Here is a 16,418-nt window from a genome sequence, read left to right on the forward strand (position 1 = left end):
AAACCTGTAAATCAATTACTTTTCGATGACTGGCTAACCTTAAACATTAAACTTATCAATTTGTTCAAATGCATGGTCCTAAATCAATGCCGTTATTGCCTGAACAAGAATTTAAACGGCCTTCATCACATAATTTGGTAGAATTAATCAGGCTAAATACCTATCACGCGTCCAAAAAAAACATTTATCTGTTAAGCTATTCACGGGAATTTGATTATTTCACCAATACATTGCTTGCAGACGAGTTTAATCTGATCCTTCTTTATTATGATCTTCATAATAGTTACAAAATTGAGAATGGCGCTAGTTTAATGATGTCGCAATTTGCAGAGCTTTTTGAGAATGAGCATGAGGGAATTGTATTGGGGCATAGTTTTGACGGGTACATCGCATCTCAATTAGCCAGCATTTTGCCTACAATTAATTATTGTGTTTTGATTGACACTGCAAATACTTTTGAAGCCGAAAAGTATATTAATAAGCATGTCGTAAGATCGTTATTCCAAAATCTTTACAGGCAAATAGCTATCAGGAGGGATTTCGGATATCCTTTTTCATTGGTTCGGCATGTGGTGAGAAATTTAAGAAAGCCTAAAAAAGAATATGATCATAGTGTAAGAACCGGAGCGGAGTTTTTTTTTAAAAATGTCACTTTTTCTCCCATTATTAACAATTGCATATTTTTTAAGGCAACTCGCTCTTGCATGGGCAATAAAGAGCATGGGTTGAACTGGAAACCCTATGTTGCAGGCGATTTCGATTTGATCGATATCGTTGCAGACCATGTTACAATAAAGGCACAATATGATTTGATTGCCAGTCACATTGTCAGGATCATAAAAGAGAATAATTAGAAATCAGGGTCCTGTCTGGGGTATTTGTTTGGAGACTATCCGAAGCATTTCCAAAATTTGCATAACAATTAGATTTCAATCACCAAGGATCGAATAATCGCTATTTCTTTGCTTTAAAAAAATTGATGTCTATACAACCAAGATGACCTATCTCGATAAACCGATATGGCGAACATCAGAAAAATCAGGCGTCCTTAACACTGCGTAATAAGGATTTTGCTAATTCCTTTGTTTGTGCATAAGATTGGGTAAAGAAATCACCTATATGGAACCTTAATTTATATAAAAGCAGTCCCCTGTTTATATCTTTTCTTGCCTTTTTATGCAGCCCAAGATCCTTAACCGGATGGAAGATATTCTTTTTACTAAAGGCAGTCCAATCGTACCTGTAGTAAACTTGCACTAACTGTTTAGGGTTATGATAGATGAGATTTTTCTTAAAAGCGACTGTCGGGAAAAGTGCCTCCAGGAAAAACAGCGTATTGTTGTTTGCGGCATATTCCTTTATTTCATTCAAAAAATTTCGTGAAATCCTTATTCCGCATACCATGGCATTGTAGTAAGGAGGCTCCCAGGCTATCTGTACCTTTGGCCACCACCACCAATCTTTTGACGAACTGGTACTCACCTTATAAGGAGCTGAAAGCAAATCGCTTTGCGGAAATTTTAGGTCGATGTTTTTTAAAGTTTGTTCATTATAAAAGAAAATATCGTCTTCAAAAAGCCATACATGATCGTGCGCAGTATTTTTTTTGGCAAAATAAAGAAGCGCCTTATCCCACGCGGTAACTTTGCCAAAATATACCGAATTAACATCGGTAAATCCCTGGTTCTCGCACTCTATGGAATCAATTTGAACAAACTGAATAGCAGGGTGTTTGTCCTTAAAGTCCCGGTAATCGGTTGTATTGTCATCTGTTATTACAAAAATATCATATTCTTTAAAACCAGATAGAAAATCAAGCCATATCGCATCGGGCCTGCGACAAATTAAACCTATAGCAATACGTTGAGAGCCGGAATTATTCATATCGACATAAAAATAGCGTTCAATATCTGATTTGAAATATCAAACGCCAGTATTTGAGTGAAAAATTTAAACAGCAATTGTTTATCATAAATCAGGCCAATAGTAGCACGAACCATTTTTTTAAATATTACAGATAGATTATAAAGCGCTTGGGCTATTTGAATTATTTATCATTTCTTTGCCTTATGTCTATACAAAAAGGTCAATCGGCTCCACAATTTACGTTATTCTCTTCCGAACTGAAGGAAGCATCATTAGCCAATTTTAAAGGTAAAAAAGTTGTCTTGCATTTTTTCCCGATGGCATTTACCGGGACATGTACTACCCAATTATGCACAATGCGTGATAATTTTGGTTACTATGATGGCCTTAATGCACAGATATTAGCCATATCAGTAGACTCGCCTTTTACATTGGCGAAGTTTAAAGAAGAAAATAATTACCAGTTCCCTTTATTGTCTGATTTTAATAAAGAGGTCTCAACTGCTTACGGTTCTATCTATCACGATTTCGTTTTCGGTATGAAAGGTGTATCCAAACGTGCTGCTTTTGTTATTGATGAGGATCAAAAAGTGATCTATGCAGAGGTGCTGGAAGTAGCTACTGACCTGCCGGATTTTAATGCAATTGCCGAAGCTGTAAAGTAATTTTAAAAAATATTATTGGGGTTTAAAAAGAAATCCTATTTTTGCAGTCCGTTAAAAAAGGCACTTGTAGCTCAATTGGATAGAGCATCTGACTACGGATCAGAAGGTTAGGGGTTCGACTCCCTTCAAGTGCACAAGAATTTAGGCCTTTCTGTAATGTACTGAGAGGCCTTTTAAATTTCAACCGACAACTATATGCTGAATTTAGTTCTGTTTGGTCCACCCGGGGCCGGTAAGGGTACACAGTCACAAAAACTTATTGAAAAATATGGTTTGATACACTTGTCAACGGGTGATCTGCTGCGTGGCGAAATCTCACAAGGAACAGCATTAGGTTTAGAAGCAAAAAAGCTGATGGATGAAGGTATACTTGTTCCAGATCACGTAGTTATAGGCATGATCAGCAATAAACTGGACTCAAATAAAGATGCTAGAGGCTTTATTTTTGATGGCTTCCCTCGCACAGTTGCACAAGCTATAGCTTTGGATGAATTGTTAAAAAGCAAGAACTCTGCTATATCCGGAATGATCGCTTTAGAAGTAAGTGATACCGAGCTTGAACACCGTTTATTATTGCGCGGTAAGGATTCTGGCCGGGCTGATGATGCTAACCCGGAAGTGATTCGCAAGCGCATAAAAGAGTATAATGATAAAACAGCACCTGTTGCTGATTTCTATAAAAACCAAAATAAATTTACAAGTGTTAATGGTAGCGGGTCGAAAGAATCAATATTTGATACGATCGCTGTGGTAACAGAAACACTATAAGTCTGAAAGTCGGTAAGACCGGAAGTCCGAAAGATTATTTTTGGACATTATATTGATTATAAATCTTCCGGACTTTTCTGACTTCCGGACTTTCCGACTAAAATTACTCAAACATGTCCCAGGGTTCGAATTTTGTTGATTATGTGAAGATATGTTGCCGTTCGGGACATGGAGGTGCGGGTTCTGCACATTTACATCGTGATATATTAACTTCAATGGGCGGCCCTGACGGGGGTGACGGTGGTCGTGGCGGTCACGTGATCGTTAAAGGCAATGCCCAGTTGTGGACCTTGCTTCACCTTAAATTCCGTAAGCATGTGATAGCAGGCGACGGTGATTCAGGTGGAAGCTCTCTGAAATCAGGTAAAACAGGTCGTGACGAAATTCTGGAAGTACCTCTGGGTACCATCGCCAAAAATGCTGAAACGGGTGAGATATTATTTGAAATAACCCATGATGGTGAAACTAAGACCCTAACACCTGGCGGCCGTGGCGGACTAGGAAACTGGCACTTTAAATCATCAACACAGCAAACACCACGTTTTGCCCAGCCGGGCGAAGATGGAAAAGAAGACTGGAATATACTGGAACTAAAATTACTTGCTGATGTTGGCCTGGTAGGCTTTCCGAATGCAGGTAAATCTACATTACTCTCAGTAGTTTCAGCTGCTAAGCCAGAGATTGCTGACTATGCCTTTACAACATTGGTGCCCAACCTGGGTATCGTCGCTTACCGTGGTGGAAAATCGTTTGTAATGGCTGATATTCCCGGTATCATAGAAGGAGCTTCGCAGGGCAAAGGATTAGGCTTCCGTTTTCTAAGGCACATCGAACGTAATTCGGTGTTATTATTTATGGTGCCTGCTGACACCAGTCGCACAATAAAAGAAGAATACCAGATACTTTTAAAAGAACTACAGGAATATAACCCTGAATTGATACACAAGCCCCGTGTATTGGCTGTCACCAAATCAGATATGCTGGATAAGGAATTGCAGGATGAAATGAGCAAGGAATTGCCGAATGGTATACCAACCGTCTTTATATCCTCTGTTGCTCAAAAAGGCCTTGATGAATTGAAAGACCTGCTTTGGAAAGAGATCAACAAATAGTTGCTCATGCTTAGAAAAACAATGACATTAAATCATTGTTAAAATAGTATGAATACCAAAGATAAACCTCCCATTAAAAAAGCAAATCCTGATCCCATAAAAGAAGCAATTGGACATCCCAATGGCCCAAGTTTGCAAGAAATGCTGAACGGTGAAGAAGAGAAGGTACCGAAGAAGAAAAAAAAGCCTGAAGACGGGGAACCTGAAGGTGGACCGATACCGGTTATTTGAAAGATTTTAAAGCCTTACTTTTAATTGCCTCGTTTCTAACAGGCAGAAAGGTATAATTCTTATGCCTCAGAGCAGCTATGCCATAGCTGAAAATCATACCCGTTATTTGTGATCTAAACGGCAATTTTGGAAGCGGCATATTATTACACTAAAAAAAGTAATAGTCACTTTAAACTCTTCTAAACTATAATTTATAATTCATCTGCTATAATAAAATCCTGATAATATTCTTACTTAAGAAATATTTATTTAATTTTAATTTAAACACTATAAATCAAGGCTATATATCATTATCACTAAAACAAGAAGAAACAGCAAATTATATTTGCTAAGACCAGAAAGAGCCGATATCCAATTTACTAATTGAATCTGATTACACATTAATAGTATTATAAATATATTAACTCCGTTGGCGATTGCTTCAAAATCGATTTGTAAATGAGATGATTGCGATCACGTGACCTTTATCGAAATTTAAAATCTAGTAATGTTACAAGCATAAAGCAACCGTATTATTTTTTTAGCGTAAAAATATTTCCTATTAATCTTTACCTAATTTGAGATCAATTCTATATTATTAATAATATGCGTTTTTATACTAATATTAGAGTTTTTACTATAGATAATTTTTCTGTTAAGAAAGAGCTCTTACGATGTAATTTCGGTAGGTTTTTCCTGATCATAATTGCTCTAATATTAATTTCTTCAACCAATGTTGTAGCACAGGCAACCGATGCTACGCTTAGCAACCTGACGATCAGCTCTGGTTCGCTGAATCAACCCTTTGTCCCAAGCACGACCAGTTATACAGTCGGGGTGCCAAATTCGACCACTAACTTTACAGTAACACCAACAACCAATGATGTAAATGCAACAGTTACGGTCAATGGCACAGCTGTTACTTCCGGCTCAGCATCGGCCCCGATTGCACTTTTGGTTGGACCGAATACGATCACCACGATAGTCACCGCGCAGGACGGTACGACAACCCAAACTTATACGATTACGGTTACACGGGCGGCGCTTCTGTCTACTATAGCCACCTTAAGTGATTTAACGATCAGTGCAGGTACGTTGACACCGGGTTTTGTCAGTGGGACAACCAGCTATACGGATAACGTAAGCAATGCAACTACAAGCATTACCGTAACACCTACTACGACGGATGCTAATGCAACAGTTACGGTCAACGGCACAGCGGTTACTTCCGGCACAGCATCGGCCCCGATTGCACTTTTAGTTGGACCGAATACAATCACCACGATAGTCACCGCACAGGACGGTACGACAACCCAAACTTATACGATTACGGTTAACCGCGCCTCAGCTACTATATCTACATTAAATAGCCTTACAATCAGTTCTGGTACATTGACCCCGGCGTTTGCCAGTGGCACCAATACTTACACAGATAACGTAAGCAATGCAACTACAAGCATTACCGTCACGCCGACTACGACGGATGCTACTGCAACAGTGAAGGTCAACGGCACAGCGGTTACTTCCGGTACAGCATCGGGCCCGATTACACTTTTGGTTGGACCGAATACGATAACCACAGTAGTCACCGCGCAGGACGGCACAACAACAGATACTTATACTATTACTGTTACCAGGGCTTCTTCTTCGGTTGCCACCTTGAGTAATTTAACAATCAGCTCGGGTACATTGACCCCGGCGTTTGCCAGTGGCACCAATACTTACACAGATAACGTAAGCAATGCAACCACAAGCATTACCGTAACACCTACTACGACGGATGCTACTGCAACAGTTACAGTCAACGGCACAGCGGTTACTTCCGGCACAGCATCGGGCCCGATTGCACTTTTGGTTGGACCGAATACGATCACCACAGTAGTCACCGCGCAGGACGGCACAACAACAGATACTTATACTATTACTGTCACCAGAGCTGCTTCTTCGGTTGCCACCTTGAGTAATTTAGCAATCAGCTCAGGTACGCTGACGCCGGTATTTGCCAGCGGCACGACTACCTATACAGATAACGTAAGCAATGCAACTACAAGCATTACCGTAACACCTACTACGACGGATGCTACTGCAACAGTTTCGGTCAACGGCACAGCGGTTACTTCTGGGAATCCATCCGGACCTATTGCACTAAATGTAGGCCCCAATGCAGTTACTGTAATTGTTACTGGCCAGGATGGCACGACAACAGGTACTTATACGATTACTGTAACAAGAGCAACATCTTCGGTAGCAACCTTAAACAATTTGACGATCAGTGCAGGTACGCTGACGCCGGTATTTGCCAGCGGCACGACCACCTATACAGATAACGTAAGCAATGCGACCACCAGCGTCACGATGACCCCAACTACAAGCAGCGCTAATGCAACAGTTACAGTCAACGGCACAGCGGTTACTTCCGGCTCAGCATCGGCCCCGATTGCACTTTTGGTTGGACCGAATACGATCACCACAGTAGTCACCGCGCAGGACGGTACGACAACCCAAACTTATACGATAACTGTTAACCGGGCAGTGTCCTCTGTTGCCACCTTAAGTGATTTAACGATCAGTGCAGGCACACTTAACCCGGTATTTGCGAGTGGCACAACCAGCTATACTGCCAACGTAGCAAACTCTACTACAAGCATTACCGTAACACCTACTACGACGGATGCTAATGCAACAGTTACGGTCAACGGCACAGCGGTTAATTCCGGCACAGCATCGGGCCCGATTGCACTTTTGGTTGGACCGAATACGATCACCACAGTAGTCACTGCGCAGGACGGCACGACTACTGACACTTATACCATCACGGTAACTCGGTTATCATCAGATGCGACCTTAAGTAATTTATCGATCAGCTCAGGTACGCTTACTCCGGCCTTTAACAGCGCAACTACCAGCTATACAGATATAGTTCCTAATTCCACTACGAGTATCACGGTTAGGCCAACCACTAATAATGCTGGCGCAACAGTGCGGGTAAATGGCACGCTGGTCGCCTCGGGTACAGCTTCGACCCCTATTGCATTAAACGTAGGTTCTAATACGATCACGACAGTAGTCACTGCACAGGATGGTGCAACAACGGACACTTATACCATAATGATAACCCGATTATCATCAGATGCTACTTTAAGTAGTTTAACGATCAGCTCGGGTGCGCTGACCCCTGCATTTGCCAGCGGCACAAACAGCTATACGGCCAGTGTATCCAATGCAACCTCGAATGTTACCGTCACCCCAATAACCAGTAATGTTAATGCTACTGTACGTGTTAACGGGCTGCTGGTCACCTCTGGTACAGCTTCCGGCCCAATCGTGTTAAATGTTGGATCTAACAACATTACTATCCTTACAACCGCACAAGATGGCACCACTACAAACAGCTATACTATTACGGTTACACGGGTCGCCCTTTCAACTATAGCTACCTTAAGCAATCTTGCGATCAGTGCAGGTACGCTAGCCCCTGCTTTTGCCAGCACAACTACCACCTATACTGATAATGTGTCTAATGCTATCAGCAGTGTTACGGTTACACCGACTACTACCAATGGTAACGCGACTGTGACTGTCAACGGGATAACGTTGGTTAGCGGATCACCATCCGGAGCTATTCCTCTTGTGGTGGGCTCCAATCCAATCACTACGGTAGTTACAGCAGAGAACGGGACTACAACAGACACTTATACAATCAACGTTAACAGGGCTCCGCTTTCCTCAGCAGCCACATTGAGTAACCTGGTGATCAGCGCAGGTACGCTGACCCCGGCGTTTGCCAGCGGGACTGCCAGCTATACAGATGTAGTAACAAATGCGACCACCAGCGTCACTATAACACCAACCACTGCTGATGTTAATGCCACGGTAAAAGTGAACGGTACAACGATCACTTCGAGCACAGCGTCAGGCCCGATCGCACTAAACGTAGGGTCAAATACAATTAACGTCCTTGTCACCGCTCAGGATGGCACCACAAACGAGACTTATACGATTACGGTGATCAGGTTTTCTTCGGATGCTACCTTAAGTAGTCTTGCGATCAGTGCAGGCACACTGACTCCAGCTTTTGCAGGCGGCACGAAAAGCTACACAGATAACGTAACGAATGCGACAACCAGCGTCACGGTAACACCGACCCTTAATAACTCTAATGCAACAGTGAGAGTGAATGGTGCACTGGTTACTTCAGGCACAGCTTCCGGCCCGGTCGCATTGAACGTAGGCTCAAATACAATCACTACAATAGTTACCGCACAGGATGGCACCACCACTAACACCTATACGATTAAGGTAAACAGGGCAGCCCTTTCAACGATAGCTACCTTAAGCAATTTAACGATCAGTGCGGGTACGCTGACTCCGGCATTTGCCAGCGGGACAGTTGGCTATACGGATAATGTAACCAATGCAACCACGAGTATCACAGTAACCCCAACTACTACTGATGCTAATGCAACAGTTACAGTCAATGGAGTGGCGGTCGCTTCCGGCACAGCTTCGGGACTGGTTACACTTAACGTGGGTTCAAATACGATTACCACTGCAGTTACTGGGCAAGACGGCATTACAAAACGTACTTATACAATTACGGTAATCAGGGCAGCCTTGTCAACCATATCTACTTTGAGCAATCTGACGATTAGTTCGGGTACGCTGACACCTGCCTTTGCCAGCGGAACAACCAGCTATGCAGCTAGTGTAGCTGGTGCGACTACCAGTATTACTGTTACGCCAACCGCCAGTAATGCCGGTGCTACAATACGGGTTAACGCTACATCCGTTACTTCCGGCACAGCGTCGGCGCCTATAGCGCTGAATCCGGGTCCGAATACGATTGCTGTGGTAGTTACTGCCCAGGATGGCACGACAACGAGTACATACACCATCACGGTAACCCGGTTATCAACAAACGCTACCTTAAACAATTTAACAGTCAGTGCAGGTACGCTGACGCCTGCTTTTGCCAGCAGTACGAACACCTATACAGATAATGTAAGCAATGCAACTACCAGTATGACTGTTACACCGACTACTGCGGACGCTAATGCAACCGTGACGGTCAACGGCACAGCGGTGATTAGCGGATCACCATCAGGAGCCATTCCGCTGGTAACGGGGTTAAACACCATCACTACGGTAGTTACTGCACAGAATGGTAGCACAACAAGTACTTATACAATCATCGTTAACAGGGCTGCACTTTCTTCGGCAGCCTCTTTAAGCAATTTAACGATCAGTGCAGGTACGCTGACCCCCGCCTTTGCAAGCGGAACAAACAGCTATACAGCCGGCGTAACCAATGCGACTTCCAGTATCACAGTAACACCAACTACAACAGATGCTAATGCAACCGTGACGGTCAACAGCACAGCAGTAATCAGCGGAACCCCATCTGGAGTCATTCCGCTTACAGTGGGGGTTAATACAATTACTACGGCAGTTACTGGGCAGAACGGCAGTACGAAAGAAACTTATACGATCACAGTAACAAGGGCAGCCTTGTCAACCATAGCTACTTTGAGCAATTTAACGATCAGTTCAGGTACGCTGACTCCGGCCTTTGCCGGTGGCACTACCAGCTATACGGTTAGTGTACCCAATTCCACGCCAAGTGTTACCGTTGCGCCAACTGCCACTAACGCCGGTGCAACAGTAGCCGTTAACGGCATAGCAGTAAACAGCGGGTCATCATCCGGTGCAATTCCGCTATCGGTAGGATCGAATACAATTACCACTGTAGTTACAGCCCAGGATGGCATAACAAAAAACACCTATACCATCATAGTCACCAGAGCATCATTGGCCTTGACTGACCTGACCATTAGCACCGGGTCTCTATCACCAGACTTTGCTCCTCAAACTTTAAACTATACATCAGCTGCCGGAAATGCTACTACCAGTTTGACGGTAACGCCTACTGCCAGCGATCCTACTGCAACCATTACTGTTAATGGCGCAACGGTAGTTTCCGGTAGCCCATCAGGTCCTATCGATCTTACAGTCGGAGCGAATGTGATCACTGTCAAGTTAACAGGTCAAAGCGGACAAAGTATTACCTACAGAATCAGTGTGACCAGGGCTGCATCTAATAATGCTTTATTAGCCAACCTGGTGCTTAGTAGCGGCAGTTTATCACCCTCATTTAATGGTAACACCTATAATTATTCTGTAATTGTTGATAATAGCGTTACAACGATTACATTAACACCTACTCCCGAAGACCGTGCGGCGTCTATAACAGTAAATGGCACAGCAGTAAGCGATGGTTTTCCAAGTCAATCAATCACTTTAATACCGGGAGATAATGTCATAACTACTGTAGTGACTGCTTTGGATGGTATTACGAAGCAGTCGTATACGGTTACCGTTCACAGAACTGTACCGGAAAGTAGTGTTATTGCAAACAATATTCTAACTCCTAATGGGGATGGGAAAAACGATATGTGGATAGTTAAAGATATTCAGTTATTCCCTAATAATAGTGTTACTGTGTTTGATCGTAACGGCAAGGTTGTGTATACGAAGAAAAGCTATGCCAATGATTGGGATGGCAACTATAACGGATCACCATTAAAGGAGGATACTTATTACTACGTGATAGATCTTGGAAACGGGGATCATAAAAAAGGATTTATAACTGTTGTAAGAAGGAAGTAATAAGCGCAATAAAGGTTTCCAAGGATAAAAGAAGTAGAAAATACATGTTATTTTATAATAAAAGCAGAACAAGATTCACTATGTCCATTATGCGCACAACGTTGCTTGGAATAATCATAGCTATGCTGTTTACAAAAGATGTTCATGCTCAGCTAACAAGTATGCAATCTGCTTTTTTTCAAAATCAATATCTGGTCAATCCTGCTATGGCCGGTTTGGAAAATCAGCTCAATATCAATATGGATTATCATCAGCAGTGGACAACCTTACCAGGTAGCCCAAGGCTGACGAGCGTTACAGCTGATTATAATTCGGGCAACAAAGTTGGCCTGGGAGTAAACATTTATAATGATAAGGCTGGGCTGATCAACAGAACACGTTTAATGTTTACTTATGCTTATCACATTACTTTAAATGGTGAGGGAGATATATTGACCGGGGAAACGACCAAACTAAACTTGGGATTATCAGCTGGATTGAATAGCGCCAATATCGACGAAAGTGCCATTGTAGGGGATATCGGCGATCTGGCACTAGCTGAATTTAATAATCACAATCTATATCCGGATGGAGATCTGGGTGCATCGTATACAAGCAGTGGATTTAACGCGCAGGTTGCATTGCCAAACTTGAAAAGAACTTTTTTTAAAAGTGATAAAACGGATGTGAATGTTGAAGGATCAACTTTTTACACGGCGATAAGTTACAAGATACAATTGAGTAACAGCTATAGCAATACTATTTTACGTATTGAGCCAAAGATTGCTTATCGCGGTGTTGAAGGCTTCAGTAATATTTTTGACATCGGAGCTAATTTCTACAGAACTTCATTTGGAAATAACACCAAGCTGAACATCACGGCACTTTATCACACTAATAATTGTGCTACCCTCGGCGCAGGATTTGATATTGACAATTTTGGTTTGTTATTCTGTTACTCTGCAAACACAGGGCCATTAAGCACCTATGCCAACAATACTTTTGAAGTTGGAGTCAGTTTGAGATTCATTAAAAAGAAATAGGTACTCTGGAAGAGATAATCACCAGGTATTAGAGAAAGTGTCTAAGGAAGTGGAGTTAATGCGAGAAAATAATGAACCACAGAATGTGGACCCATATCGGTTATTTGATCATTGAATTACTTAGCCTGGTACATCACATACTTATTACTAAGCATAGAACCATACCAGCCTTTTAACTGGGGTTGGATGCCTCCGCATCCTACATTTTATTGCAAAAAAAAATTATTTGAAGAGTTGGGCTCTTACAAACTTGATTATGGAAGTGCCGCTGATTATGAACTGATGCTAAGGTTCATACATTATAATAAGATAAATATATATTATCTGAATAAGGTAATGGTTAAAATGGTAATTGGAGGAATAAGTAACAAAAGCTTTGGGAATCGCGTAGAAGCATTGCGTTTTGATTTAAAAGCAATGAGGAATAATAATATTTTTTTACCAGGTGTCACTATATTATTTAAGCCTCTGCGTAAAATAGCGCAATTTTTTTAAGAGTTAATAAATTTTGTTAATTTGGACACCTGTTACGAATACAACTGATTCCCTAATTAATTTTATTCCATGACAGAATATTTACATCTTTACCACTCAGTGTATTATATAATCATTGTCTTCGTATCAACTATAATTACACTAATTGCAATACCATCTATTCTTCACGTAGCGCGTACCAGGCATTTATACGATGACCTCGGGCATTTCAGAAAACAACATGATCATGGAATACCACGCCTGGGCGGTGTAGCCATATTTGTCAGCTTTACTATTACTTCTTTATTGTTTAGCATGACTGAGAGATCATTGCCGATAAATTACTTGCTAGCAGCCTGCCTGATTTTATTTGTGATGGGTCTTAAAGATGACCTTACGGGGGTAAACCCGCGTACTAAGTTTACGATGCAGTTTATTGTGGCTTCAATCCTGGTATTATTGGGTAATATCCGTCTTAGCAGTATGTATGGTGTATTTGGTATTTATGACTTGCATTATTGGCCCAGCGTTGCACTATCTATTCTAACTATTATACTTATTGTAAATGCGTTTAACCTGATTGATGGCATCGATGGCTTGGCGGGATTAACTGGTATTATGGCAAATAGTTGTTTTGCAGGCCTGTTTATTTACATGCACCAATATGAATTAGCTGCAGTTTCATTAGCTATGGCTGGCGCTATATTCGGATTCTTGAAATTTAACATTACGCCCGCCAAAATATTTATGGGTGATACCGGCTCAATGCTTATCGGCTTAATATCAGTTGTGCTGGCAATTAAATGTATCGAACTGAATAAGTTCACTACTATGAAATCGCCTGAAATTTACTCAGCTCCCGCATTAGCAATAGCTATTTTAATAGGCCCAATATTTGATACATTAAGAGTTTTTATACTGCGCATTTCAAATGGCGTATCTCCTTTTATGGCAGATCGTAAGCATATTCACCATCGTATGTTAAAGCTGGGTTTTACTCACTTACAGACTACATTGATATTGGTATCGTTGAATATGCTTTGTGTAATTATGGCATTATTGTTCAGGTCTTATGGCAACTCTATATTAATTGCCCTGATCTTATGTGTATGTATGTTATTCAACGGGATCATTACTTTGATCCTCCGTTCGAAGGAACGCGAAAGTGTGGCAATTGGAAATGTGTTTGTTAAATAGATATTATCTTTTCTTATAATCACTTTCATGCGGTAAAGGGAGCTTTACCTAAAAATCAAAGCGGATCAATGAATTTGAAGCGTAAATATGCTAAGTGTTCAATGTTTTCGCTTTTGCTGTTTTGGGCTTTAAACTCTTATAGCCAGGTAAATTTAAAAGATGCTGTTTCAAAAACAGGCGACGAGTTCGTCGGGCCATTTAAAAGTTGGCTGAATGCCAAAACCGGATTCGGGGCAAAGGGCGATGGGGTAACTGATGATACCCGTGCGCTTCAGGCGGCCTTCAACGCGGCGGGAAACGGAACTGGAAACAGTACGCTCTATTTGCCGCCAGGAACCTACCTGATCACCGGTACTTTAACCATCAATAACCATCTCAATATTTCCATTGTTGGTGCCAATCCCGTTAACACCATCATCAAGTGGGGAGGTGTTGCGCATGGCACGATGATGCAGATTAACGGCACCGCTTATTCAAAATTTGACCGCCTGACCTGGAATGGTAACCGCATTGCTGATGTTGCCGTAGAACAATCATGGGATGGCAAGCGCCCAAGCTTTGATACCAGTAATGAATATGCCGATGATATTTTTGTGGATGTCGGGTTCGGTATCCGAGGAGGTGCCTTAGGACATGGCTTTGCAGAAATATCAATTCTGCGTGATCAGTTTATCCGGAATACTACAGCCGGGGTCAGTTTGGGAAATTTTAATGCACTCGATATATGGATCAGAAATTCGCTCTTCCAGGATTGCGCGGTGGGGGTTACCAATATGTACGGTGCGGGGAATTTCAAAGTTTATCAATGTGTTTTTCGTAATTCCGGTGTGAGTGATATTTCGATGAACAATACCGGGGAATTTTCCATCCGGGGTAATACCTCTGTTCATTCAAAACAATTTTTTTATGCTGCCGGCAGCCGGAACCCTGCTTCCACTACAATCGAAGGGAATACGGTTATTGATCCTGTAAATACACAGGCTATAACAATAGGCAACCAGGGGGCAATCATCTTTATTCATAATACAGTTCGTTCGCTAAACACTGCAACTACAGGTCCGGTTGCAAAATTCAATTCAGATGTAGTTTCGGCAAATAATACTTTTACTATAAGCAACCCGGTTTCTGCCGGCAGTGATCCTATTCTCTATAATGATAAAGTGGTTCCTGTTGCAAGTCTTAGAAATCTTACAGTGCCAGCTATTCCTGCGATAGAACCTAATGTTAAACGCAAGATATATGAAGTTCCGGCAGGCGCAGGTGCTGATGTTATACAGGATATCATTAACAAAGCCGTTAAATCTTCCGGCTCACGGCCGGTTGTTCATTTTCCATATGGGAACTTCAATATAGCCACAACCTTATTCATTCCAGCCCATAGCGATGTGCAATTGGTGGGGGATGGCTATGGTGAATATCATGCCAGTATTCTAACCTGGACCGGAACTACATCAGGTCCGATCATTAGTATTGCAGGTCCCGGTAAAGCAGTACTGCGTGACGTCACTTTTAAAGGCAATGCCACCAGTATCAATATCCTGATCACTAATGCAGATCAAAAAGGGTCGCGCATATTTTTACAGGAGTTTAACCAAAAAGGCGGCCAGGTTGGCTTGTTAGCTGATCAGCTTGACCATGCGTTGATATTGGCCTATGATACTCAATTTTCTGGCTTAAAAAAAGCGGTTAGCATTGTTGGCGGGCCATTGGCTGCACTTGGAAAACCTGCTGAAGGGAGGACAATCATTTATAGCGGAGCAGCATCTAACAATAGCCTGTCGCATGAAGTATCTGATGGCGGTAACCTGGTGGTGCAGGACTCCTGGTACGAAGGCGGGGTTAAAAGTACTTATGTTAAACTCTCCGGTAAAGGCTTTTTTACAGCCGCCGGGGATCATATTTCCACTCCACAACATACAGCGACACCGTCTGTAGTTATTAATAATTTTACAGGCAAAGCATTATTTACTGCTGATTATTTGACCGACCGGTTTGCTATTAGTGGCAACGGCAGTCAATCAAAGATACTAGCCTTGGGCATTTTGACAGAGAATGAAGCGGCTGTTGCAGATACATCTTCACCTAAAGCCGATATGCGGGTATTGCAAAGCAGGACACGCAATCATGGATCGACAATTATTTGGGGTGGTAGTTATCCACTCCCTGATGTAGGAATTTATGAAAAGACTTATGTGATGGATATGATAAGTGATTTGATGAAAGTTGATCCTTTAATGCTCACTGCTCCGGTAAATGGTGCTTGTGATATCCGTTTATACCGGGTAATGTCATTAGGTGGTGCTAAAGGGCTCGATATTGAAGCGGGTGCAGGAACGCTATCAGATAATATGAATAAATAGTATCCGCTTATACTATCGAAAATGACATTGGCTCAAACTCCACCTTCCTTATTTTAATTAACTTTGCACTAAATATTT

10 protein-coding genes and 1 tRNA gene are annotated in these 16,418 nt (G+C 42.0%); 10 read left to right on the top strand and 1 reads right to left on the bottom strand.

The genetic code is table 11. The features are described from left to right. The first annotated feature begins 95 nt into the window (after positions 1 to 95). Positions 96 to 854 carry a hypothetical protein gene (locus tag ACPPVU_RS06765; protein WP_426670925.1) on the top strand — a complete coding sequence of 253 codons (759 nt, stop codon included), beginning with the start codon at positions 96 to 98 and terminating at the stop codon, positions 852 to 854. 184 nt (positions 855 to 1,038) lie between these two features. Here ACPPVU_RS06765 and ACPPVU_RS06770 read toward each other — a convergent pair whose 3' ends face one another. Next, a complete protein-coding gene (locus tag ACPPVU_RS06770) occupies positions 1,039 to 1,884 on the bottom strand; it encodes a hypothetical protein (RefSeq protein WP_426670926.1) in 846 nt (281 codons plus the stop codon). A gap of 185 nt (positions 1,885 to 2,069) precedes the next feature. On the opposite strand from ACPPVU_RS06770, the gene ACPPVU_RS06775 reads away from it, so the two are divergent. The 9 genes from ACPPVU_RS06775 to ACPPVU_RS06815 all read left to right on the top strand — a co-directional run bounded on the left by ACPPVU_RS06775 (position 2,070) and on the right by ACPPVU_RS06815 (position 16,340). After that, on the top strand, positions 2,070 to 2,531 hold the full coding sequence (locus ACPPVU_RS06775) for a redoxin domain-containing protein (RefSeq protein WP_426670927.1): 462 nt from the start codon (positions 2,070 to 2,072) through the stop codon (positions 2,529 to 2,531). Between the two features lie 60 nt (positions 2,532 to 2,591). Further along, positions 2,592 to 2,665: transfer RNA gene (locus ACPPVU_RS06780), tRNA-Arg, on the top strand. Between the two features lie 61 nt (positions 2,666 to 2,726). Beyond that, complete coding sequence (locus ACPPVU_RS06785; protein WP_426670928.1) at positions 2,727 to 3,299, top strand: adenylate kinase; 573 nt, start codon at positions 2,727 to 2,729, stop codon at positions 3,297 to 3,299. A gap of 113 nt (positions 3,300 to 3,412) precedes the next feature. Beyond that, complete coding sequence (gene obgE / locus ACPPVU_RS06790; protein ID WP_426670929.1) at positions 3,413 to 4,411, top strand: GTPase ObgE; 999 nt, start codon at positions 3,413 to 3,415, stop codon at positions 4,409 to 4,411. A gap of 48 nt (positions 4,412 to 4,459) precedes the next feature. Further along, positions 4,460 to 4,642, top strand: a complete 183-nt coding sequence (locus ACPPVU_RS06795) for a hypothetical protein (protein ID WP_426670930.1) — start codon at positions 4,460 to 4,462, stop codon at positions 4,640 to 4,642. A 585-nt stretch (positions 4,643 to 5,227) separates the two neighbouring features. Continuing rightward, positions 5,228 to 11,287 (top strand): cadherin-like beta sandwich domain-containing protein, encoded by a 6,060-nt coding sequence (locus tag ACPPVU_RS06800; protein WP_426670931.1) that lies wholly within the window; start codon positions 5,228 to 5,230, stop codon positions 11,285 to 11,287. Between the two features lie 89 nt (positions 11,288 to 11,376). After that, positions 11,377 to 12,309, top strand: coding sequence for a PorP/SprF family type IX secretion system membrane protein (locus tag ACPPVU_RS06805; protein WP_426670932.1), 933 nt, complete (start codon positions 11,377 to 11,379; stop codon positions 12,307 to 12,309). A gap of 564 nt (positions 12,310 to 12,873) precedes the next feature. Then, positions 12,874 to 13,980 carry an MraY family glycosyltransferase gene (locus tag ACPPVU_RS06810; protein ID WP_426670933.1) on the top strand — a complete coding sequence of 369 codons (1,107 nt, stop codon included), beginning with the start codon at positions 12,874 to 12,876 and terminating at the stop codon, positions 13,978 to 13,980. Between the two features lie 68 nt (positions 13,981 to 14,048). Next, positions 14,049 to 16,340 (top strand): glycosyl hydrolase family 28-related protein, encoded by a 2,292-nt coding sequence (locus ACPPVU_RS06815; protein WP_426670934.1) that lies wholly within the window; start codon positions 14,049 to 14,051, stop codon positions 16,338 to 16,340. The last annotated feature ends 78 nt before the right edge of the window (positions 16,341 to 16,418 follow it).

Origin of the sequence: Mucilaginibacter sp. McL0603 (assembly GCF_049992945.1) — a bacterium.
Taxonomy (GTDB): Bacteria; Bacteroidota; Bacteroidia; order Sphingobacteriales; family Sphingobacteriaceae; genus Mucilaginibacter.

Coding starts and splice junctions, on each gene's coding strand:
- ACPPVU_RS06795 (WP_426670930.1), top strand. CDS start 4,460: ATGAATACCAAAGATAAACCTCCCATTAAAAAAGCAAATCCTGATCCC.
- ACPPVU_RS06775 (WP_426670927.1), top strand. CDS start 2,070: ATGTCTATACAAAAAGGTCAATCGGCTCCACAATTTACGTTATTCTCT.
- ACPPVU_RS06770 (WP_426670926.1), bottom strand. CDS start 1,884: ATGAATAATTCCGGCTCTCAACGTATTGCTATAGGTTTAATTTGTCGC.
- ACPPVU_RS06800 (WP_426670931.1), top strand. CDS start 5,228: ATGCGTTTTTATACTAATATTAGAGTTTTTACTATAGATAATTTTTCT.
- obgE (WP_426670929.1), top strand. CDS start 3,413: ATGTCCCAGGGTTCGAATTTTGTTGATTATGTGAAGATATGTTGCCGT.
- ACPPVU_RS06815 (WP_426670934.1), top strand. CDS start 14,049: ATGAATTTGAAGCGTAAATATGCTAAGTGTTCAATGTTTTCGCTTTTG.
- ACPPVU_RS06785 (WP_426670928.1), top strand. CDS start 2,727: ATGCTGAATTTAGTTCTGTTTGGTCCACCCGGGGCCGGTAAGGGTACA.
- ACPPVU_RS06810 (WP_426670933.1), top strand. CDS start 12,874: ATGACAGAATATTTACATCTTTACCACTCAGTGTATTATATAATCATT.
- ACPPVU_RS06805 (WP_426670932.1), top strand. CDS start 11,377: ATGCGCACAACGTTGCTTGGAATAATCATAGCTATGCTGTTTACAAAA.